Annotated in this window: 20 protein-coding genes; 7 read left to right on the forward strand and 13 right to left on the reverse strand. The window is 45.8% G+C overall.

What is annotated here, in order from left to right; translation table 11 throughout:
- From ccoG to OO016_RS05000, 6 genes are all read right to left on the reverse strand, one after another.
- Positions 1 to 1410, reverse strand: a complete 1410-nt coding sequence (gene ccoG / locus OO016_RS04975; protein ID WP_266011340.1) for a cytochrome c oxidase accessory protein CcoG — start codon at positions 1408 to 1410, stop codon at positions 1 to 3.
- Between the two features lie 34 nt (positions 1411 to 1444).
- Positions 1445 to 2398: a cbb3-type cytochrome c oxidase N-terminal domain-containing protein gene (locus tag OO016_RS04980; RefSeq protein ID WP_266011341.1), complete on the reverse strand. Its 954-nt coding sequence runs from the start codon at positions 2396 to 2398 to the stop codon at positions 1445 to 1447.
- Between the two features lie 5 nt (positions 2399 to 2403).
- Positions 2404 to 2586, reverse strand: a complete 183-nt coding sequence (locus OO016_RS04985) for a CcoQ/FixQ family Cbb3-type cytochrome c oxidase assembly chaperone (RefSeq protein WP_266011342.1) — start codon at positions 2584 to 2586, stop codon at positions 2404 to 2406.
- A 3-nt stretch (positions 2587 to 2589) separates the two neighbouring features.
- Complete coding sequence (gene ccoN / locus OO016_RS04990; protein ID WP_266011343.1) at positions 2590 to 4791, reverse strand: cytochrome-c oxidase, cbb3-type subunit I; 2202 nt, start codon at positions 4789 to 4791, stop codon at positions 2590 to 2592.
- Between the two features lie 18 nt (positions 4792 to 4809).
- On the reverse strand, positions 4810 to 5007 hold the full coding sequence (ccoS, locus tag OO016_RS04995) for a cbb3-type cytochrome oxidase assembly protein CcoS (RefSeq protein ID WP_266011344.1): 198 nt from the start codon (positions 5005 to 5007) through the stop codon (positions 4810 to 4812).
- A gap of 73 nt (positions 5008 to 5080) precedes the next feature.
- The gene (locus OO016_RS05000) at positions 5081 to 7471 is read right to left on the reverse strand and encodes a heavy metal translocating P-type ATPase (RefSeq protein ID WP_266011345.1); all 2391 of its coding nucleotides are present in this window, start codon (positions 7469 to 7471) and stop codon (positions 5081 to 5083) included.
- A 112-nt stretch (positions 7472 to 7583) separates the two neighbouring features.
- Between OO016_RS05000 and OO016_RS05005 the strand changes: the two genes are divergently transcribed.
- Entirely contained in the window at positions 7584 to 8279 is a 696-nt protein-coding gene (locus OO016_RS05005; RefSeq protein WP_266011346.1) for a Crp/Fnr family transcriptional regulator, read from the forward strand.
- A gap of 194 nt (positions 8280 to 8473) precedes the next feature.
- Entirely contained in the window at positions 8474 to 9316 is an 843-nt protein-coding gene (locus OO016_RS05010; RefSeq protein WP_266011347.1) for a universal stress protein, read from the forward strand.
- 36 nt (positions 9317 to 9352) lie between these two features.
- Here the strand turns inward: OO016_RS05010 and OO016_RS05015 are convergent, their stop codons facing one another.
- Positions 9353 to 9574: a hypothetical protein gene (locus tag OO016_RS05015; protein WP_266011348.1), complete on the reverse strand. Its 222-nt coding sequence runs from the start codon at positions 9572 to 9574 to the stop codon at positions 9353 to 9355.
- Positions 9575 to 9899: 325 nt separating this feature from the next.
- Here OO016_RS05015 and OO016_RS05020 point away from each other — a divergent pair, with 325 nt between their 5' ends.
- Positions 9900 to 11057: a homogentisate 1,2-dioxygenase gene (locus OO016_RS05020; RefSeq protein ID WP_266011349.1), complete on the forward strand. Its 1158-nt coding sequence runs from the start codon at positions 9900 to 9902 to the stop codon at positions 11055 to 11057.
- 113 nt (positions 11058 to 11170) lie between these two features.
- Here the strand turns inward: OO016_RS05020 and OO016_RS05025 are convergent, their stop codons facing one another.
- Positions 11171 to 11320 (reverse strand): hypothetical protein, encoded by a 150-nt coding sequence (locus OO016_RS05025; RefSeq protein ID WP_266011350.1) that lies wholly within the window; start codon positions 11318 to 11320, stop codon positions 11171 to 11173.
- A 242-nt stretch (positions 11321 to 11562) separates the two neighbouring features.
- On the opposite strand from OO016_RS05025, the gene OO016_RS05030 reads away from it, so the two are divergent.
- Positions 11563 to 13935 carry a hypothetical protein gene (locus OO016_RS05030; protein WP_266011351.1) on the forward strand — a complete coding sequence of 791 codons (2373 nt, stop codon included), beginning with the start codon at positions 11563 to 11565 and terminating at the stop codon, positions 13933 to 13935.
- A 122-nt stretch (positions 13936 to 14057) separates the two neighbouring features.
- Here the strand turns inward: OO016_RS05030 and hutG are convergent, their stop codons facing one another.
- The 4 genes from hutG to hutH are packed head-to-tail and all read right to left on the reverse strand — an operon-like array spanning position 14058 to position 19915.
- Complete coding sequence (hutG, locus tag OO016_RS05035; RefSeq protein ID WP_266011352.1) at positions 14058 to 15017, reverse strand: formimidoylglutamase; 960 nt, start codon at positions 15015 to 15017, stop codon at positions 14058 to 14060.
- A gap of 14 nt (positions 15018 to 15031) precedes the next feature.
- The gene (gene hutU, locus OO016_RS05040) at positions 15032 to 17071 is read right to left on the reverse strand and encodes a urocanate hydratase (RefSeq protein WP_266011354.1); all 2040 of its coding nucleotides are present in this window, start codon (positions 17069 to 17071) and stop codon (positions 15032 to 15034) included.
- A gap of 1 nt (position 17072) precedes the next feature.
- Complete coding sequence (hutI, locus tag OO016_RS05045) at positions 17073 to 18332, reverse strand: imidazolonepropionase (protein ID WP_266011356.1); 1260 nt, start codon at positions 18330 to 18332, stop codon at positions 17073 to 17075.
- A gap of 5 nt (positions 18333 to 18337) precedes the next feature.
- On the reverse strand, positions 18338 to 19915 hold the full coding sequence (gene hutH / locus OO016_RS05050) for a histidine ammonia-lyase (protein WP_266011358.1): 1578 nt from the start codon (positions 19913 to 19915) through the stop codon (positions 18338 to 18340).
- A gap of 135 nt (positions 19916 to 20050) precedes the next feature.
- Between hutH and OO016_RS05055 the strand changes: the two genes are divergently transcribed.
- On the forward strand, positions 20051 to 20608 hold the full coding sequence (locus OO016_RS05055) for a nitroreductase family protein (protein ID WP_266011360.1): 558 nt from the start codon (positions 20051 to 20053) through the stop codon (positions 20606 to 20608).
- 3 nt (positions 20609 to 20611) lie between these two features.
- Here OO016_RS05055 and OO016_RS05060 read toward each other — a convergent pair whose 3' ends face one another.
- A complete protein-coding gene (locus OO016_RS05060; RefSeq protein WP_266011362.1) occupies positions 20612 to 21127 on the reverse strand; it encodes a DUF456 domain-containing protein in 516 nt (171 codons plus the stop codon).
- A 163-nt stretch (positions 21128 to 21290) separates the two neighbouring features.
- Here OO016_RS05060 and OO016_RS05065 point away from each other — a divergent pair, with 163 nt between their 5' ends.
- Positions 21291 to 21740, forward strand: coding sequence for a hypothetical protein (locus OO016_RS05065; RefSeq protein WP_266011364.1), 450 nt, complete (start codon positions 21291 to 21293; stop codon positions 21738 to 21740).
- Complete coding sequence (ruvC, locus tag OO016_RS05070; RefSeq protein WP_266011366.1) at positions 21737 to 22288, forward strand: crossover junction endodeoxyribonuclease RuvC; 552 nt, start codon at positions 21737 to 21739, stop codon at positions 22286 to 22288. Before OO016_RS05065 ends, ruvC begins: the two co-directional genes overlap by 4 nt.
- The last annotated feature ends 3 nt before the right edge of the window (positions 22289 to 22291 follow it).

The following is a 22291-nucleotide window of genomic DNA, read 5'->3' on the forward strand; positions in this document are numbered from 1 at the left end:
TTAATTATAACTCCTCGGTGCCAGGAAGCGTGCTGTGGTTGTTTCTATCAGTTCGCCTTTACTGTAAACACCAATTTTGAGTTTATCTTTGTCGCCACTTAGGGCAGCTCCGTTTATTTCAATGAACAAGGTTCCTTCTGCCAGTTCCTGCGCAGGTACTTCAAACGTATCCTGGCTCACCATCTCAATTTTGCCCTTATGCGAAAGCAACTTAAAATTCACATCAGGGATATCCGATGAAGTTTTATTGACCAGCTTGTAGGTATATACATTACTAATTATATTCCCCTCTTTGCGCTCGTACAGCTGTCCGGGCAGGCGAAGGATATTCGCTTCCAGTTCATTTCGCAGGAATAACATCCCGATCAATACCCCGATAAGAATAGTCAGAACTGCAGAATACCCTTTTAATCGGGGTGAAAAAGTGAATTTGGACTTGTTCACAATATTGTCCTCGCTGGCATAACGGATAAGCCCTCTGGGTTTGTTGATCTTCTCCATTATGGTATCGCACTCGTCAATACAGGCGGTGCAGTTTACACATTCCAATTGGGTCCCGTTTCTGATGTCGATGCCGGTTGGGCACACATGCACACACTGCAGGCAATCAATACAATCTCCATGGCCCAGTGCTTCCCGGTCCTCATTCTTGCGGAACTTCTTCCGTCCGTTGACACCTTCACCTCGCTTGTGATCATAGGCGACTACAATAGATTTGTTATCCAGCAGTACGCCCTGCATCCTCCCATAAGGACAGGCAATGATGCAGACCTGTTCCCGGAACCATGTAAACACAAAGTGGAAAACAAAGGTAAAGATGAGTAGTGGGATCAAAGTGCTCGTATGTGCAGCAGGTCCTTCGGTTACATACTGCAATAACTGGTCGCTACCAATCAGGTATGCCAGGAATATATTTGCAATAAGGAAAGATATCAGGAAAAACACCGTCCATTTAAAAAGTCTTTTCCGGATCTTTTCCCCGTTCCAGGGCTGGCGGGAAAGTCGCATTTGTGCACCCCGATCTCCATCGATCCAGTATTCTATCCTCCTGAATACCATCTCCATGAAAATGGTCTGCGGACATATCCATCCGCAAAAGATGCGTCCGTAGGCCACGGTAAAGAGCGCTATAAATATCACGCCAATGATCATGGATATAACGAACAGGTGGAAATCCTGCGGCCAGAAAGGGAAACCAAAGATGTTGAATCGGCGTTCCAGTACATTGAACATCAGGAACTGGTTGCCACCAACCTTGACAAAAGGGGAAGCGAACAGGAACAATAGCAGGCCATAACTAACCCATTTACGGTACTCGTAAAAACGCCCGCTGGGTTTCTTGGGGAATACCCAGGCCCGCTTGCCTTCTTCACTGATAGTGCCTATCGAATCCCTGAAATTGTCATCCATGCCCATTCATTTGAACGGTGATTAAGCCACTTCCTTAGTTCATAGCCACTGAAGTAGAATCCGTTTCCTGTTCCGGAGCGGTTTCTTCAGGGGCATTATCTTCTGTGCCAGCGTTCTCGTCTACCCAGATTTCGCCTTCAGAGGCTTTTGGGTTGGCCGGAGTAGTCCCCTGGAAGGTAAGCACATAGCTTCCCACCTGTGCAATTTCAGATGGTTTCAAGCTTTGTTTCCACGGTACCATTCCTTTTCCGGCACGCCCGCCTTCCGATATAGTGTTGAATACGTTTTTGATTCCTCCTCCGAGGATCCAGTATTCATCGGTAAGGTTAGGCCCTATACCACCCCCACCATCGACCATATGGCATACTGCGCAGTTGGTTTCGAAAATAACTTTCCCGGCGTTGAGGTCCGAGGCATCAGTGAGGAGTTCAACTGTTGACGCATCCACAAGGTCTTTTGCGGTTTTCTTGTATTCTTCAATAGCCAGCTGAGCTGCTGCCACCTCCATTTCGTATTCCAGTTCCTGGTCATAATCCCCAATAATATGGAAACGCACGAGGTATACTGCACCAAAGATGACGGTGGCATAGAACAGGTACAGCCACCAGGGCGGGAGTTTGTTATCCAGCTCTTTGATCCCATCGTAATTATGGTCCAGGATAATTTCTCCTTCGGCTTCAATAGGTTTGGAACCAAGGAGTTTGAGATACATTTTCTTGCCCCATTTCCATTCCCAGCCTTTCGATTTGGCTTCCAGGTAACGTTCCTGGGCTTCCTCTGAAAGGGTCTGGAACATGATGTTCTCAATAGACTTCAGGATAAGTTCTATCGCTACAAGGATGAGCAATACCATCAAAAGGAAGAACTGGGTAATGGGGTATTCCAGGAAGGCCGGTTTTTCACCGGAGTCGATGAAATATTCCATCAATCCGAATATGAGGAAAAAAACTACGGGGATTCTAATCCACCATGGTGACATGTTTTTCATGGGTATTACGGTTTAGGTTGATTATCGTCTAAGGGCAATTCACTAAGCTCTTTGATACGTTCTTTGGATGTGGTCATTACCCACCAGAAAAGAATGGCAAAGAAGACAAAAAAGATAGTCAGGGATATTATCGGATAGGTCGCTATCCCGTCTATACTTTCCATATGGTTTTTAATAAACTTGAGCATAACCTATTTGTTTTCGGATAATAATTGATCTGTTTCTTTTACTTTGATATCGGTTCCCAGCCTTTGCAGATAGGCAATCAGGGCCACAATCTCCCTGTTACGCATTTCCACAAATTCCTCCCCGTTCTCCTGAGCATACTTTTTCTCTTCTTCGTACGTGCGGGCAAATTCGGGATCCGTATACAGGTTCTGTTCTATTTGCAAGGCCTGGGCATCCATGGAAGCTTTTGCGTTGGCGATTTCCTCTTCGGTGTAGGGAACACCCAGTTTCACCATGGTTTCCATTTTAGCCTGCGTCATACTGCGGTCGTGCTCATTGCGCACCAGCCATTGATAGGCAGGCATTATGGATCCCGAGGAAGTACTCTGAGGATCATACATGTGATTCAGGTGCCAGCTGTCTGAGTATTTGCCCCCAACACGCAGCAGGTCAGGACCCGTGCGCTTGCTACCCCAGAGGAAGGGGTGGTCATAGACAAATTCCCCGGCCTTAGCGTATTCTCCATATCGTTCCACTTCACTTCGGAAAGGCCTGATCATCTGAGAGTGACATCCCACGCAGCCTTCGCGAATGTAAAGATCCCTTCCCTCAAGTTCCAGCGGAGTATAGGGCTTTACGCTGGTTATAGTTGGGATATTGGATTCTACCAGCAGGGTAGGAATAATCTGCACAACACCCCCGATAAGGATCGCTATCGTAGCAAAGATAGTCAGCTGTATAGGCTTTCGCTCCAGCAAGGTATGGTAGGTTTCCCCGGCAATCCTTCTCTTGCTCACTCTTGCAAGGGCTGGTGCTTCTGCCAGTTCGTCTTCTACTTTACTACCAGATCTAACGGTAACCACAACATTGTAGAGCATTACAATAAACCCAACAATATACAGGGTTCCCCCAATGGCACGCATCCAGTACATGGGGATGATCTCATTTACTGTTTCCAGGAAGTTCCCATAAACCAGGGAGCCATCCGGATTGAAGTCTTTCCACATAAGCGCCTGAGTAAACCCGGCTACATACATGGGCAGGGCGTAGAGGACTATACCCAGAGTGCCGATCCAGAAGTGGAAATTGGCCATTGGCACGGAGTGCAGACGGGTCTTGAACATTTTCGGCACAAGCCAGTACACCATACCAAAGGTCAGGAAACCATTCCAGGCAAGTGCACCCACGTGTACGTGAGCAATGATCCAGTCACTGAAATGCGCAATAGCATTTACATTCTTTAAGGATAACATAGGGCCTTCAAAGGTGGACATTCCATAGCCGGTAATCGCCACAACCATAAACTTGAGAGTGGGGTCAGTACGCACCTTATCCCAGGCACCCCTCAAAGTGAGCAGTCCGTTGATCATACCACCCCAGGAAGGAGCAATGAGCATTACGGAAAAGGCAACACCGAGGTTTTGCGCCCAGTCTGGCAGTGCCGAATACAGCAAGTGGTGAGGGCCGGCCCAGATATAAATAAAGATCAGGGACCAGAAGTGCACTATGGAAAGCCTATAAGAGTATACCGGCCGGTTAGCCGCCTTGGGTACGAAGTAGTACATCAGTCCCAGGAAAGGCGTGGTAAGGAAAAATGCCACTGCATTGTGCCCGTACCACCATTGCACCAGGGCATCCTGAACACCTGCATAGGCAGAATAGCTCTTTAATGCACTAACAGGCAACTCGAGGCTATTGAATATATGGAGTACAGCAACCGTAACGAATGTAGCAATGTAGAACCAGATAGCTACATAAAGGTGACGCTGTCGTCTTTTAAGCATGGTACCGATCAGGTTCACTCCAAACGCCACCCAGACCACAGCAATAGCCAGGTCAATGGGCCATTCCAGTTCTGCGTATTCCTTTGAGGTGGTGTATCCCAGGGGCAGGGTTATAGCCGCGGCCACAATAATGGCCTGCCACCCCCAGAAATTGACATTACTCAGGACATCGCTGAACATCCGGGCCTTCAGCAGGCGTTGTGTGGAGTAATACACCCCGGCAAAAATGGCGTTCCCTACAAATGCAAAGATCACCGCGTTGGTGTGCAGGGGTCTAAGCCTGCCAAAACTCAGCCAGGAAATACCATCTGTAATGTTCGGGAATAAAAACATAAATGCCAGCAGTAGCCCTACCAGCATTCCGATGATCCCCCAAAACAAGGTGGCATAGAGGAATTTTTTTACGATTTTATTATCGTAATAAAACTGTTGTACTTCCATAATTACAATTTTTGACGATTATTTAGTTGGGTTGATTTTTGTTCTTTTCTCCTTTGAGGTATCGCCTTTTTTTACAAGTTCGTCTTCAAAGAGCATGCGCACGGAAGGAGTGTACGAATCATCGTACTGCCCGCTCCTAACGGAGACAATAAATGCGATAAAAAAGAATAATGCTACAGTAACACTTATGGTTAACAATACATAAATGACACTCATACCTACCTGAATTCTGGCGTAAAACTAAGTTGCTTCAATAGGGCAAAAAATGACATATGTCAGCTTTTTCCATTTATTTTAATCTTCTTCCCACATAGTTTGTGGCAATGGTGGTGAATCCCACAACACTGATGGAACTCAGGGGCATCAATATGGCCGCGATTACGGGTTCCAATTGTCCGCTTACGGCAAAATACAGCCCTGCCACGTTATAGATAAATGAGAATACAAAACTCCATTTGATAATACCCATGGCTTTCTGTGAGGCTGTTATGTAGGAATCCAGTTCTCCAAATTTGCCTGCATCCAGGATCCCATCACATGCTGGTGAAAACACGTTTACATTCTCTGATATGGCTATCCCTACTTCACTTTGGGCCAGTGCACCTGCATCATTGAGTCCGTCCCCCACCATCATTACCTTTTTTCCCTGCTCCTGAAGGCTTTTCACAAACTCGAGTTTTTCTTCTGGCTTTTGGTTGAAGAACAAAGGTGTAAGTTTGGGGAGGAGGTTCTGCAGCCTGGTTTTTTCCCCTTCGTTATCCCCGGAGAGTACCGCCACATCCATCTGCTCGGATAGCTTGTGGAACAACTCTGACATGCCTTCCCGATATTCATTTCGAAACACAAAGCAACCCTTGTAGGTTTCATTAGCACTGATGTGTACCACCGTTTTTCCGGTCTCCTCATCCTCATTTTTCCCTACAAATGCAGCCGAACCAATTTTAATCTGCTGGTCGTCGGCTCTGGCCGACAAGCCTTTCCCCTGTATTTCCTCGTACTCGTCCAGGGTAATGATATCGTGGTCTGCCAGAAGGTTGTACAGGCTTCGGCTCAAGGGGTGATTGGAGGCCCTGAGCGTGTTTACCAGCAGTGATTTCTCGTCTTCATTTAACACAATTCCCTCATAGGTAACCTGCTCCTTGTTGGATTTTGTAAGGGTTCCCGTTTTATCAAAGATGGCGGTATCTACTTTGGCCAACTGTTCAATTGCATCTGTATCCTTGAGATAGAACTTTCGGTTCCCGAAAATGCGCAACAGGTTGCCCAGGGTAAAGGGAGCGGCGAGTGCCAGGGCACATGGGCAGGCAATGATCAATACGGCGGTGAACACATTTAAGGCCATAGAGGGCTCTGTAAGCAGCCAGAAGATGGTTGCTGTCGTGGCTATGCTTAGAACAGCTAGGGTAAACCGTTTGCCAATGCGATCGGTAAGCGTCCGGAACTCTGAGGAATGCTGGTTGTGAAATGCTGCATTGCTCCACAACTGGGTGAGGTAGCTCTGGGAAACCGGTTTGAGGACATCCATTTCCACGGCTCCGGAGATCTGTTTCCCTCCGGCATATATTTTATCTCCTGACTTTTTGGGAACAGGGGCTGACTCTCCGGTGACAAAACTGTAATCGATATGCGTTTTGGGGCTGATCAGGATGCCGTCTACCGGGATAAGTTCCTGGTTTCGAATTAGCAGTCTATCCCCTTTCTCAATCTGGTAAACCTGTACACTTTCCTCTCCTCCTTCGGGTAGTAAGCGGGTTACTGCAATAGGGAAATACGACTTATAATCGCGTTCAAACGATAGAAATGCATAGGTTTTTTGCTGGAAAAATTTACCCAGGAGCAGGAAGAATATCAGGCCTGTCAGGCTGTCGAAGAATCCGGGGCCATAATCAAACAGAATATCTACGGTGCTTCTTGTAAACAGGGCAATAATCCCCAGGGCAATGGGCACGTCGATATTGAGCATGCGGGCCCTGAGTCCTTTGTAGGCAGATTTAAGGTAGTCCTGCCCCGCGTAAAATACTACGGGCAGGGCAAAAGCAAACATAAGCCAGCGGAAAAAGGTTTTATACTCCGTAAGCCAGAAATCTGCCGCCTGTGCTTCTTTTATATCGAAATACTCGGGAAAGGACAGGAACATAACATTCCCAAAAGCAAAACCAGCCACCCCAAGTTTATAGATAAGGCTCCTGTCTTTGGATTTAGTTGTTTTGCCCAGGTCTTCCAGAGAAAGGTAAGGCTCGTATCCGATCCTGGATAGCAGGATTACGAGTTCCTTGAGGCTCAGGGAATCCCTGTTATAGGTAATCCGGATTGTTTTTTTAGGGAAGTTTACCTGGGAATTCAGCACCTGCGGATTCAGCTTGTTCAGGTTTTCAAGGACCCAGATGCAGGAGCTACAGTGAATATTCGGGATATACAGGTTGATTATGGCCATGCGGCCGTCCTGAAATTCGATCAGTTTTTCAGCAATAGCAGGAGTATCGAGAAAATCGTACTTGCCCTCGATTTCCGCTGGAGAAGTCCCTGCAGCTTGCTGTAAATCATAATAATAGGAGAGATCGTGATCAGAGAAAATCTCGTAAACCGTTTTACACCCATTGCAACAAAAGGTTTTATTGTCAAAGACTACTTTCGTGTTACCGCAGGGGTCCCCGCAATGGTAACAGGATACCTTATCCATAGAAACATTTGCTAAATACCTGATGCCAAAAGTCTCGGAATTTCAACGGTTTTTATATGATAATTGTCAGCTTTTCAATAATTTTATGGTCATTTTAGGAAAAGCGCAGAAGATGGATCAAAAGAGTCGTTGTGAAAACTGCATTGTTCGCCAATTTAACTCCCTGAGGGCCATGACCAAGGAGGAATTAAAAAGGGTTTCGGATTCTAAATTAATGAAGACCGTAAAAAAAGGTGAGGCCCTTTTTGAGGAAGGCGATAAACTCAACGGCGTGTATTGTGTGCGCAACGGCGTTTCTAAACTTTCCAAGCTTAGTGCCAATGGCAAGGATCAAATCGTCAAACTAGCTACCAAGGGTGAAGTAATGGGCCAGCGTTCCGTTATAGTGGAGGAAACTGCCAATCTAAGTGCGGTGGCAGTAAATGATATGGAAGTGTGTTTTATACCCAAAGAGGCTATTGTAAATACCCTGCATTCCAATCCGGACTTCACCTATGAAGTGCTGCGCCATATGGCTCACCATTTAAAAGAGGCCGATGACGTTATTGTCAATATGTCTCAGAAAACCGTAAAACAGCGAATTGCTGAGGCTTTCCTTTACCTAAAGCACAATTACGGGGAAGACAAGGACGGATACCTTTTGCTTACCCTTTCCCGCGAAGATATTGCCAATGTGGTGGGAACAGCAACGGAATCCTGTATCCGTATTATTTCCGAATTTAAGAAGAAAGGCCTGCTTAAAAGTTCGGGCAAGAAACTGGGAATTGTCGACGAGAAAGGTCTTCAGGACCTGGCCGACGGCTTTTGATTTTCTCCCTGTAAATCGCCTTTTTATATCTTAATTTCCCTCGTAACGGAATTAATTTTTTTAATCCCCTGCCGCTCCATTTCCAGCCCCATTTATAAACACATGTTGGGAAGTCCCCGTAAAAGCTGACATATATCATTGTTTGCCAGAGTATCCCCGGCTACTTTTAACCCTGTAATTGTAATACTGTGGCCATGATAAAGATCTTGCTACCTACGGACTTTTCGGAAAATGCATGGAATGCCACCGAGTATGGGTTGAGGTTATTCGAGCGTGAAGATTGTACTTTTTATTTGGTAAATACCTATACTCCTGCTATTGTCCACAGCCGGTTTATGGCCACCACGGCAAGCGGGGGATTATTGGAAGATAATGTGCGGACTCGTTCCGAAAGCGGACTTGAAAATATCGTGGAACAAATCAGGTCTAAGAAAATAGGAGAGGGGCATCAATTTGAAACCATTTCATCCTTCAGCATACTTACTCAAGAAGTGAAGGAGCTGGTAGAGTCCGAAAATATTGACCTGATCATCACGGGAACCAAGGGTGCCTCAGGCTTTGATGAGGTATTTATGGGCAGCAACTCTGTAAGGATAATCAAGTCCAGTAATAAGTGTCCTGTACTTACAATTCCTAACGAGTTTCAATATAAGCCTCCGGCAACGATCGCCTTCGCAACTGATTTCAAAAGAAGCTTTTCCCCCAGGATTTTAGCGCCTCTGAAACAACTGGCAGACCGTTTTGAATCTGCTTTACAAATTGTTCATATACAGCAGGAAGAAGAACTGGAAGGTTTCCAGAAAGCCAACAGGGATGCGATCATGAACTATTTCGCACCTATCCGAACCACGCTGAAAAGCCTGCCTTATTTTTCCAGCAAGTCAGATGTGCTGCAACATTACCTGGTAGAGCATGATGTGGATATGCTGGCCATGGTGCTTTACCGTCATGGGTTCCTGGAAGAGCTGGTGCGTGAGCCGGTCATCAAGCGAATGGCATTCCATACGAGGATACCTTTGCTGGTATTGCCGGAATAATGCATTAAGATTGGTTTATGTAATGAAGCATTTCAGCTATTCTCCCCGAATAGGGGCATCCTCATAAAAGTCATCAAAGGTCTTTTCTGTTGTGTAATTATCCGTAAGGACGCGGTATACCATATACACAATAAGGATTTGACCAATTACCGTAGTATAGAAAACCCAGTTGAAAGGAAAATTCATGGTTACCATTATAGTTACCATGATTAACAATATGGTGGTTAGCCCCACCCAGAACATAGCAGAAGTACGCATCTTTTTTTAGTGGCAAGGTATTTATTTTATCCTCCAATTACTGTTAAGGTATTGGTAATTGCAGTTGAAAATCAACAATTTAACAGCCTTATTCCACAAAAACTGTATTTAATACAAAAGCTTTCGTATCTTTGTATTGTTGTGTTGGGTATTAGTTAGTGCTAATACCAGGTTGTTACCCTAAAAGAGCTTAAAAAGCCAGGGGTTAAACCAATGAAAGGCTTTCCAGTTTGGGAGGCTTTTTTTGTTTCTGCTTTTCCCGGATGTAACTTCATCAAGAGGGGAAATTATCGTAATTTTACAGGGTTAAAAACTACCGTAAATTATGCCACTTTATCACAAATTGGGGAAAATCCCACACAAGAGACATACTATTTTTAAGAAGGAAGATGGCACTTTGCACTATGAACAACTTTTTGGAACCATTGGTTTTGACGGGATGTCTTCCCTGATGTATCACCTCCATCGTCCAACCATGGTAAAAGAGGTGGGCAAAACCCTGGATATTCAGCCCAGGGCGGCAGTGGAACACAACATGAAATCCCGCCTGCTCAAGGGGCTGGATTTGAAACCTGTGGACGATTATTTGGACAGCCGGAAAGTAATACTGTTTAACTCGGATGTTCATGTTGGTCTGGCAGCGCCAAAGAAGTCCATGACTTCCTATTTTTACAAGAATGCCGATGCAGACGAATTGCTTTTTATTCACAAGGGTAGCGGTACGCTGAAAACCCTGTTGGGCGAAATTCCCTTTGAATATGGGGATTATTTACTGATCCCCAGGGGGATGATCTATCAGATCCATTTTGATACCGAGGACAACCGACTCCTGGTAACAGAATCCTACCATCCTGTTTACACCCCTAAAAGGTACCGCAACTGGTTTGGACAGCACCTGGAGCATTCTCCTTTCTGTGAGCGCGATTTCAAACTACCGCAAAACCTGCAGACACATGACGAACAGGGAGAATTCCTTATCAAGGTTAAAAAACAAGGGCAGTTGCACCACCTGATCTATGCCTCTCATCCCTTCGATGTTGTGGGGTGGGATGGTTACAACTATCCATACGGTTTCTCAATCCATGATTTTGAACCGATCACGGGACGTGTACACCAACCACCGCCTGTTCACCAGACCTTTGAAACGGGGGCATTTGTGGTTTGTTCGTTTTGTCCAAGGCTTTACGACTACCATCCGGAAGCTATCCCGGCTCCATATAACCACTCCAACATAGATTCTGATGAAGTACTTTACTATGTGGACGGTGACTTTATGAGCAGGAAAAATATTGACCAGGGCTATATCTCCCTGCATCCTGCGGGTATTCCGCATGGTCCGCACCCCGGCACTTACGAGGCCAGCATAGGCAAAAAAGGAACAGGGGAACTGGCTGTTATGATCGACACCTTTAAACCACTGCAACTTACGCAGCAGGCACTGGATCTGGATGATGGTAAATACTACCAGTCCTGGTTAGAGTAAATATAATAAACCCAATAAGTTGTATATCAGCTTGTTGGGTTTTCAAGTGTATTTCTTTCATTTCTCCCGGCTTTCCATACCTGTAACGGAAGAATAACCTTATTGCCCAGGGTTTATTCGCTTATACCAATTTTAAGGGCTTTTATAGCGTCGTCCTGTAACGGTGATAGCTTTTCTGCTATCAGCTTTTTATCCTCCTTAGGCTTCCTTCCAGTGTATCCCGCGGTGCTATGTCCCCCGTGGTTTCTTCTACCGTCTGCCATTTAAAAAGGATTAATTGTTTCTGTCTATTATAAAGACAACATTATTGGCGATCTGTATTGAGTACATTTGAAACAGAACCATAATTTTATAAAACTAGTAGTTATTAAAGGCTTTTTTAGTGCATAATCTAACATATTTGCTTTTCTGATATAATATCCCTTAATTCGTCAACCCCCATCTAAGACTTACTTTCCCTAACATTCTCTGGTAACCATTAGTATTATTAAAACCAACCTAAAAAATGAGAATATCATTAAAACTTTTTATTGCCCTTATTGTACTATTTGTATTTACCAACTGTTCCAGTGATGATTCAGGAGCACAAGCAGATCCTGATGTGGAATCACCAGCTCCGGATCCTGGCTCTGACCCATCCAGTACGGTATCCATTGCTTTAGAAGGCACAGATAATTTGATTCTGGAGAACCTATCCTCTTTTTCCTCGAGCGGTAGTACTGAAATAAACACAGAAGGCAACATCGATAACATTGCGGATCAGGAAAATATAGAGGCCCCGGTTATCTTTTCAAACGATGAGGATGAAATCATACTTGGATATTTTCCTCAGGCAATTACAGAAGACCAAATAACTATTGCTGATGTGGTTTATTTCTTTGTAAAGACCTATCCCAGATTGTCTGTTCGAGATTTGGACGATAGTATACTGAAGACTTCATTAATGGAGTCTGATATATACCCAACGCTAAGAAGCCAGGTGGAAAAAGCTTTAGATCAAAATGTATCAGTAATCAACGACCCAGATTTTGATGCAAATGTCAGGCTGTTTTTAGAAGAACTAGAAGAGAATAACTCGACTTCCGGAAGGGATATTGTTGCGCAGTTCAAAGTAAATTACCAGCGTAACGGCACCATAGTATTACCAACAGAGGCCCCGATTTTCTCTTCTTTCGGTGTTCAGATTACTAATCAAAATGGGACTCCGGTATACGGACCGAAGCTCTTAACAAGCAAGGAACTTGTACTATCTCCTGGTTCTTTCATTAATTTTATTATCAAGGAACTATATGAAGAACCTACAACAGGAACAGAAAACTTTACTCTTAGCCAGGACGGCTCATACAATATTTATTTTACTAATGGAAAGGGAGATACAGCCCTGGATGAATTGGTTATTAATCAGAATCAGAGAAATTTCGTGGCTATGGTACTGGGCCATGTTTTTCCTATCGGAGCAAAAAAATGGATAAAGAACCGAGGTTGTGATGATATTCTCTTTGATGTTGTAGGAGACATCACCAAATTCTTCACTGATGCACTGGCAAGTTCTGAAACTATTACGACGGAACATGTAACTATTTTTATAAAGGATATTTATGCCAGGTCTGGAGAGTATATTGTTTGTAATACAGCGAATGCCACTATTAAAAAGTACTTCGAGCTCATTTTTAAGATGGCAAGTAAGCGATTAGAAATTGCAGAGGATGTGGCAGAATTGATGTTCCAAATCCGGGATTTTGATGGTTCAGATATCCGCATAACAGAAACACGTTTTTTTGACAATGATATTGCATATGGGAAGTTACGTCTCACAGATGTCACAGAGAAAGTTTTCAATCAGGATCCCGGGACAGCATTTACCTATGAAGGTTTAGTTGAGGAGGAAGAAACGACATACGATGTTGATAGAGGGGCATTGAGTTCGCAATTTATACCAATGAATGAATGGAGTGAGGCGGCAGAAATACCCTTTGGTTTGGACTTAACTGGTGATGCTACTATTGATGGCAACAGTTCTATCTTCAAAACCAATGCAACCGGCATACTACAACTTACAGGAATAATAGGGAATCAACCTTCGGAATTACGTTTAAGCCCGGTTATTATTAATATAGGAGAGATTCCAGAAGAAGTTGTTGTGACTCTAAATCCCAATCCCAGCAACGAAAGACTAATTGCCTTTAATAGTATTGATGAAGTGCTAGTGGAGCTGGATCTACAAACCGGGAATGAATTGGGGCTTATCGCCACACTCCAAGGCTTCTTCTCAGATTTTGTTTACAATACAACTACAAATGAAATATTTGCAAGAGGACCAGGAGGCACATTTTCTATAAATCCGGAAAATGGAGCATCCAGCTTGTTTTCTGATGGTTTTGAGGATTTGCTCATATCTAATTCAGAAAATAGACTTTACGGTATAGGGGTTGAATTGTTTGAGATTAATTTGGCAGATGGAAGTACCTCCTTAATCTCATCAGATATAAATGCTGGGGGATATAAATCTGCTCTTCTTGAATCTACAAATGAAATTTTTTATAGAAGTAATGGATTATGGAAATATAATTTATCAACCAATCAAAAAGTACAATTGAGTACCGTTGGCTATGAAGGATTATTTGTATCTAATGCTCAGAACAGATTATTTGCATATGTCTCCTACGATAAAATAGTAGAATTAGATCCAATATCAGGTGAGGAAATTGGAGATGTTGCCATTTTAGGTGAGGAATATTTCACCGACTTTGTTATACTGGAACAAACCCAGGAAATTATTTGCCGAAGATTTCCAGGTACGTTCAAAATAAGTCTCGCAGACGGTACTGTAACAGAATTTAGTTCAACTACTTACGAAGATCTAATAATTATAGACTAGTAAGGCGTTAGTGTAATATCCGATCAAAATAACCGCCTATATTGGCGGTTATTTTTTCATATAATAGAACCATTTAAAATTGTGACTTGTCTAACTTTTTATTTTCTATTCTCATCTCCTGGTTAGAATAGCTCATTATGCCGTAGGACATAATGCATAAGGCCGGCCGCCAGCTTAGCGGTCTGTCCGTCCCTGTCAAACCTCGGATTGCATTCTGCCAGGTCCAGGCTTAAAAGTTTGCCGGAATTGATTACCTGTTTCATTGTCCACAGCACAATATCAGGGCTGAATCCAAATGGTGATGCAGCGCTGACCCCCGGGGAATAAGCCGAAGAAAATCCATCCAGGTCAATCGTCAGGTATACCTTATCTGTCTGTTCAAAAAAATTGTCTAGCTCTTTTTGCAGGGCATTGGTATTTCCAAGGTGAAAATCTGAATTTGGGACATAGCTCACGCCCAACTCCCTTGCCGTATCAAAAAGCATTTTGGCATTGGCTTCTTCCCGGATCCCCATACAGAGGTATTGAAATTTGCGGTCCTGTTTTTGCAATTCCCGGGCGATCTGGTAAAAGGGAGTTCCGGAATTAGCCCCATTAGCGCAGGACCTGAGGTCGAAATGGGCATCCAGGTTGATTATGCCTATGGATTCATTAGATTGTAGATGGGCGCAAAGTCCCGTAAAATGGCCAAAAGCGATATCATGCCCTCCCCCCAAAAGCAACGGGAAGCTACCCATATTCAATATATCCTTTACTTTTTCTGCCAGTGCGTGCTGGGCCGCCTCAAGATCCTGATCAACACAACCAATATTACCCGCATCCCATAATGATGAACCCAGGTGAGGCGGACTCGGGAGTCGTGCCAGTTCCCTCTTAATGGCATCTGGCCCTTCTATTGCTCCAGTACGACCCTGGTTTCTCCTGACCCCTTCATCACAGGCATAACCGAGAATAACAAACCCCTTCTCTTGAATGGTACTCCTTTCTAATTCCAGAAGGCCTACGCATTCATGCAAATATTGACCGTTTCCACTGCTTCTTCCTTGCCATAAATCCCTTTCAGGGGGATGATAATTCTTCATAGCACCGTCTGCTATTAGGATTGATGTTTATCCGGGAATAGGTTTTGAAGGGATTCTTCTTCCACAAGATTAGGCAGGGTTACTACAAGGCCCGGACTGCGCTCCATTTCTCGCCGAATCGCAAAAAGAGCCTCATCATTGCGGGCCCAGCTCCTTCGGGAGACGCCATTATTGACGTCGAAAAAAAGCATATTGCGCAGCTTGCTCAATGCCTGTTCTGAGCCGTCCAGCACAAGTCCAAAGCCACCGTTAATAACTTCTCCCCATCCAACGCCACCTCCATTATGAATGGAAACCCAGGTGGCACCCCTGAAGCTGTCTCCAATTACATTGTGAATAGCCATATCTGCGGTAAACTTGCTCCCATCATAGATATTGCTCGTTTCCCGAAAGGGAGAGTCGGTTCCGCTAACATCGTGGTGGTCCCTGCCCAGAACCACTGGAGCAGTGATTTTTCCTTCCGAAATAGCTTTGTTAAAGGCCTCTGCGATCTTTATACGTCCTTCGGCATCGGCATACAGAATCCTCGCCTGAGAGCCTACAACCAACTGGTTTTTTTCAGCTTCGGCAATCCATTTTATGTTGTCTGCCATTTGCTGTCCTATTTCTCCGGGAGCTTCTTCGTATAGCGAACTCAGTACGTTTTGGGCCAGCTGATCAGTTACGCTCAGGTCTTCCGGTTTACCAGAAGTGCAAACCCATCGGAACGGGCCAAAACCATAATCGAAGCACATGGGGCCCAGTATATCCTGAACATAAGATGAATAACGGAAATCGACACCATTTTCAGCGTAGACCTCGGCTCCTGCCCGGGAAGCCTCCAGCAGGAATGCATTGCCGTAATCGAAGAAATACATGCCCCGGGTAGTGTGCTTATTTATAGCCGCTACTTGCCTCCTGAGGGATTCCTGAACTTTTTTCCGGAACAATTCCGGATCTGCCACCATCATGGCATTGGCCTCCTCATAGCTCAAACCAGCCGGGTAATACCCACCTGCCCAGGGGTTGTGCAACGAGGTCTGATCGGAACCCAGTTGGATAGGAATTTCTTCTTCCCAAAAGCGCTCCCAAACATCCACCACATTGCCAACATAGGCCAGGGACACGGTTTCCTCTTTTGCTATGGCATTTCGGGTTCGTTTGACCAGGACATCCAGGTCCTGTATAAGCTCATCTACCCAGCCCTGTTTATGTCTTTTTTCGGCAGCAGCCGCATTGACCTCCGCACAGATGGTGATGCAGCCTACTATATTTCCTGCTTTGGGTTGGGCCCCGCTCATGCCCCCCAAACCTGAGGTGACAAATATTTTTCCCTCGGTTTTGCTCCCTTTTGCCAGGACCTTTCGGAATGCGTTCATTACGGTAATGGTTGTGCCGTGTACAATCCCCTGCGGGCCAATGTACATGTAGGACCCGGCCGTCATCTGGCCATACTGGGTAACGCCGAGTGCATTATAGCGCTCCCAGTCGTCTGGTTTGGAATAATTGGGGATCATCATACCATTGGTTACCACTACGCGGGGAGCATTTTTTCCTGAAGGAAACAGGCCCATAGGATGGCCCGAATAGATGTGAAGTGTTTGCTCATCAGTCATTCTGGCCAGATACTTCATGGTGAGCAGATACTGAGCCCAATTCTGGAAAACTGCCCCGTTGCCCCCATAAGTAATGAGTTCTTCCGGATGTTGTGCCACCGCAGGGTCCAGGTTGTTTTGAATCATAAGCATAATGGCGGCTGCCTCTTTGCACCTGGCCGGATATTCATTGATAGGACGAGCAAACATAGGGTAGGTAGGTTTGAAACGATACATGTATATTCGTCCGTACCGTTTTAGCTCTTCGGCAAATTCCTGCCCAAGTTCCCCGTGCCATTCTTTTGGAAAATAACGCAAGGCATTTCGAACGGCAAGTTTCTTTTCTGCAATGGTAAGCAGGTCTTTCCGGTTAGGGGCGTGACTCAGCTGATCATTTAAGCCCTTCCCGGGGGGGAGCTTATGTGGTATGCCCTGTAAGATGGCCGATTGAAACTCATTCAGCTCCGTTAATGTTGCCATATCATTTTTTGTTTTCAACCGGAAAAACTTCCTGGCCATTTTTCCACACCCTTTTCGGTTTAAGGCTGCCCTGATTATAAAGGATTTCACTATAGTGCCCCGTATAAAAGATACTAAAATCCGCCAGATATCCCGGTTGCAATATACCCCTGTCTTTCAAGTCCAGGGCGGCGGCAGCCCTATAGGTTATACCGGCCAGGACTTCGGCATTGCTCAATTTTTCAAAGGCGCCTAATATGCACGCCTGGGTGAGCAGATCTCCCATAGGGGCAGAACCGGGGTTATGGTCGCTGGCAATGGCCACAGTTCCCCCTGCGTCCAGTATCTTCCTGGCCGGGGCAAATCCGCACCCCAGTCCCAGGGAAGCCCCTGGCAGGGCCATGGCGATAACCGAACTTTTGGATAGGAGATCAATTTCCCGGTCTGTGCTGGCTTCCAGGTGATCTGCGCTAAGGGCACCGAATTCGATGGCTACTTCGCTCCCCCCAGTGGAGAACTGATCGGCATGCAGGGTCAGTTGAAAGCCCATTTCTTTCGCCTTTTTCAAATACGGACGGATGGTATCCGGATCAAAGGCCCCTTCTTCTATAAATGCATCAACCCTGTTCGCAAGCCCTTCTTCCCGCACTTTCGGGAGGAGTTCAGAAGCGATGAGCTTCAGGTATTCCGTGGGACCGGCCTGGAAATCTCGAGGAGTGATATGGGCAGCCAGACAAGTTGGTATAAGATCTGCCTGGATCTGCTGGTTGGCCTGCCTGATAGCCCTTAGCATTTTTAGCTCCTCCAGAACGGTGAGGCCATAACCGCTTTTAACTTCTATGGTGGTGATGCCGTTTTGCAAATGTGCTAAAGCTCTTTGGATGACGCCTTTGGCCAGAGCAGACAAATCGGCTTCTCGTGTTTTTTGTACGGTATCCCAGATGCCACCCCCTCTTTTTGCGATTTCCTGGTAGGTTGCCCCCGAATTCCGCAGGGCATAATCCCGCGCCCGGCTACCGGCAAAACAAATATGGGTGTGGGCATCTATCCAACCCGGAACCACTACGCTGGGTTCTTCCAGTTCAATATGATTAGCCTGAAGCTTCCCGGCTTTCTTCCTGATGTCCGAATAATCCCCAATTTCCATGACCTGCTTATCTCTGAGGAGCAATCCGCAGTTTTCTATAACTGGCAAATCGGCATCAGAAAGCGGCCCCCTCGAGGGTAATCCGCTCATGCTCAGCAATTGTGTAATGGGGCCAATAAAGGTGTATGCAGGCATAGGCTTTAATAGTATTCGAATTCTTCTGTATAAGCGGTAGTAATGGAGAGTCCGGCCTTTTCACGAGCCTTTTCCACGATATCCACAATTACCTTGTTCTGTATCATCCGGATCCCCTTTTCAATATCTTCGCTAAAGACACGGTCCTTTTCAGCAAAATCCACGTGCTTCCTCACGGCCTTATGCACCTGCTCAAGTAGCTTTCCGGATTTGAGGGGTTTTCGGTATTCAAAAGCCTGTGCCGCTGTCAATAATTCTATAGCGAGGATCTTTTCAATATTTTCCAGTACCTGAAGGGCCTTCCTGCTGCTTATTGAGCCCATGCTTACGTGGTCTTCCTGCCCCAGTGAGGTAGGGATACTGTCTGCGCTTGAGGGAAAGCATAGGGATTTATTTTCACTGGCCAGGGCGGCTGATGTATACTGTAGGATCATATAACCCGAATTGATACCGGTATCCTTCATCAGGAGTTTGGGAACTCCAGGGTTTCCCTTTAAGGCAAGGTAGATCCGCCGGTCCGAAATATTGCCAATTTCGGCTGAGGCTACACAAGCATAATCAAGGGCCATGGCAAGGGGTTGCCCGTGGAAATTGCCACCACTTATGGCCTGGCCATTCTCAACCACTACAGGGTTGTCTGTTACGGAGTTGAGTTCAATTTCGACAAGGTCTTTAAGGTGCAGCCAGGCGTTGCGTGAAGCCCCGTGCACCTGTGGTATACAGCGCAGGGAATAGGGATCCTGTACACGGTCACAATCGATGTGATCTTCCAGGATTTCAGAACCCTTCAAAAGGGCATTGATCCTCCCGGCAACATGTTGTGAGCCTTTATAAGGTCTGAGCTCGTGTAATGCGGCGTCGAAGGGTTTCAGTGACCCCTGAAGGCCTTCGATCATCATAGCCCCGATAATATCGGCCTGGGTAAGGCAGCTGTGCATTTTGGACACTACAAGGACCGCGTGAGCCGATATAAACTGTGTGCCGTTGATCAACGCCAGTCCTTCTTTGGGCCCGAGCTCAAGAGGAGGAATGTTCATATCACCCAGCACATCCTCCGCAGGACAAATCGCATCCTGTTGGTAGATTTTACCCAATCCAATCAGAGGGAGGAAAAGGTGGGCCAGTGGTGCCAGGTCGCCAGATGCCCCTACTGATCCCTGGGAGGGTACCACTGGAATAACATCCTTTTCGATATGCCAGAGGATACGATCCAGAGTTTTTTCAGCTACTCCGGAGAAGCCCATGGCCAGTGCGTGCACCTTGAGAATTAGCATGAGCCGGGAAATTTCCTTATCAACCGGCGGACCTACCCCAACGCTGTGACTTTTCAGTATGTTTTCCTGCAAAAGCCTGGTGTCACTGGCAGAAATTTTGGTGGTACACAAAGGGCCAAAACCTGTATTGATTCCATATACCGGTTCACCCTGGGCAACGAGCAGTTGCACCCTTTCGTAACTTCTTCGAATACCCTCCCGGGCAGATTCGGATAATATCCCTGATGTTTTCCCCCGGGCCAGTGAAAGGGCTACTCCTGCGGTGAGTCGATCTTCCCCGTATCGGAAAACACCTTCAGATTGAGCCATATGTTTATTAATTGGTGACATAAATGTACCTATTATGTTTCAGATTATTTGTTCCGGAAGCTGCTAAAGTTTCGGTTTGGTCAGGACAGGATTTGTATGGGGTTGTCCTATATTTGAAAACAGAATATAGTTGGTATGATATTGGACTTAATCAAGAAAAGGCGCTCGGTGTTCCCCGTGCAATACAATGGGAAATCAATTTCCAGAGAAGCTATTGAAACCGTTCTGGAAGCGGCGAACTGGGCACCTACACATAAGAAAACAGAACCCTGGCGGTTTAAAGTAGTACAGGGTGAGGCCCTGAAACGACTGGGAGATTTTATGGCTGGCATTTACGAGGAATCTGAGGAGCGACCCAAGCAGATGAAACTTAAAAAACTACGTGAAAACCCTCAGAAAGCCTCGGCTATTATAGTCATTTGCATGCAGCGAAACCAAAAGGACTTGTTGCCGGAGTGGGAAGAAGTAGCCGCCACCGCCATGGCTGTCCAGAATATGTGGCTGTGCTGCACCGAATTAGGGATTGGAAGCTACTGGAGCTCCCCAGGTGTAATTTCCCAGATGCATCGGTTTTTTGAAATGGAAGAAGGGGAACGGTGCCTTGGATTATTCTATATGGGCTATACGGATATGGAAATGGCTGAAGGGATGCGGCAACCTGTTGAAGACAAGGTGGTCTGGGTAAATGAATAAGGCCTATTCGAAAAATGGGAACAATATGTAGCGGTATTCCCATGCCGTGGAGATGAAAAGTCCGAAGTAGATTACCGCAACAACAAATTTCAGGAAGGTTCCGGTCAGGAACCCTATGAAAGATCCAAATGCCGCTTTCATTGCAGTTTTCTTGTCAGCTTTATTGATCAACTCTCCTGCCAGAGCACCTAAAAATGGCCAGATGATTATGCCAAAGATACCGAGGACAGGGAAGAGGATGGCTATCAGCAGTCCAATGGTGGTCCCTATCATTCCGGCACGACTGCCACCAAACCTGCGTGTACCTACGGCAGGGATAACATAATCCATGGCGAACACAATAAGGGCTATGAGAAGGGTTATTCCCAAAAACCACCAGTCATTGGGTACGGCCGAAGTTAAATACAGGGCTAGTAATCCCAGCCAGCTGAATGGTGGGCCCGGAAGAACGGGCAGGAAGCTTCCGAAAATACCGGTAAGCATAAGGATAAAACCAATAACCAACAAAAAAATATCCACGCTGCTAATTTTCTGTTTGACGAAGATAATGACGTTTTGTTACACCTTTATGGAGTACGGTAAGAAAGAGAAATGCAGAGTGAAATCGTCAAAAATATTGTAATTTCCGTGATTGAATATGTAAGGTATGCGCGCCCCGGCTTGTTTGATTTGCCTGTTTTTGATGACCTCTTGTGATTGGTTTGCCCCTGCCGATGTCAAAACAAGGAAATGGGTGGAGCTGGAGATGCAAAGCATCAATTGGGAGGAGTTAGACCAGTACCCCCTGTTTGAAAATTGTGATGAAATGGCTGGCAAGCAGCAGCAAAGATTGTGTTTTGAAAAGACTTTGCTGGATCAGTTCAGGCGGACTTTGAGTGGATTTGAGTTTGTGCTGGATACCACGGTTCGGGATACACTATATCTGGATTTTCTGGTTACGCATGAAGGCGAGTTGCAGGTGCTCGATATAGAACATCATGAAAAAGTAGCCGATCAGATCCCGGAGTTCGAGGGGGTAATTGTGCAGAGCCTGAAAGCTCTGCCCAGTCCGCAACCGGCATTGAAACGAGGCATACCTGTCAGTGCCAAATTCAGGATTCCTATGATCATAGAAACCGAGGAGAACGAATGAATACGGAAAAAATAATTTTGGGAATAGACCCGGGGACTACAGTTATGGGTTTTGGCATTATCAGGGTGGTTGGCAAATCCATGGAGTTTGTGCAGATGAATGAGCTTATCCTCAAAAAGTATTCGGACCCCTATACCAAACTCAAGGTGATATTTGAAAGGACGATTGAGCTGATAGACACCTACCATCCGGATGAGATTGCCATAGAAGCTCCATTCTTTGGCAAGAATGTGCAGTCCATGCTCAAACTGGGCAGGGCACAGGGTGTCGCCATGGCGGCAGGGTTGTCGAGACAGGTACCCATCACGGAGTATCTTCCCAAAAAGATCAAAATGGCCATCACCGGCAACGGGAATGCCAGCAAGGAACAGGTTGCTAAGATGTTGCAGAGTACCCTGAAACTGAAGTCGCTCCCAAAGAACCTGGACAGCACAGATGGACTAGCCGCGGCGGTATGCCACTTCTACAACGCCGGAAAACCCCAGGTGGGGAAGTCATACACGGGATGGGCAGCATTTGTAAAACAGAATGACGACAGGATTGGCTAGGTC

The organism is Lentiprolixibacter aurantiacus (assembly GCF_026241225.1).
Classification (GTDB): Bacteria; Bacteroidota; Bacteroidia; order Flavobacteriales; family Flavobacteriaceae; genus Lentiprolixibacter; species Lentiprolixibacter aurantiacus.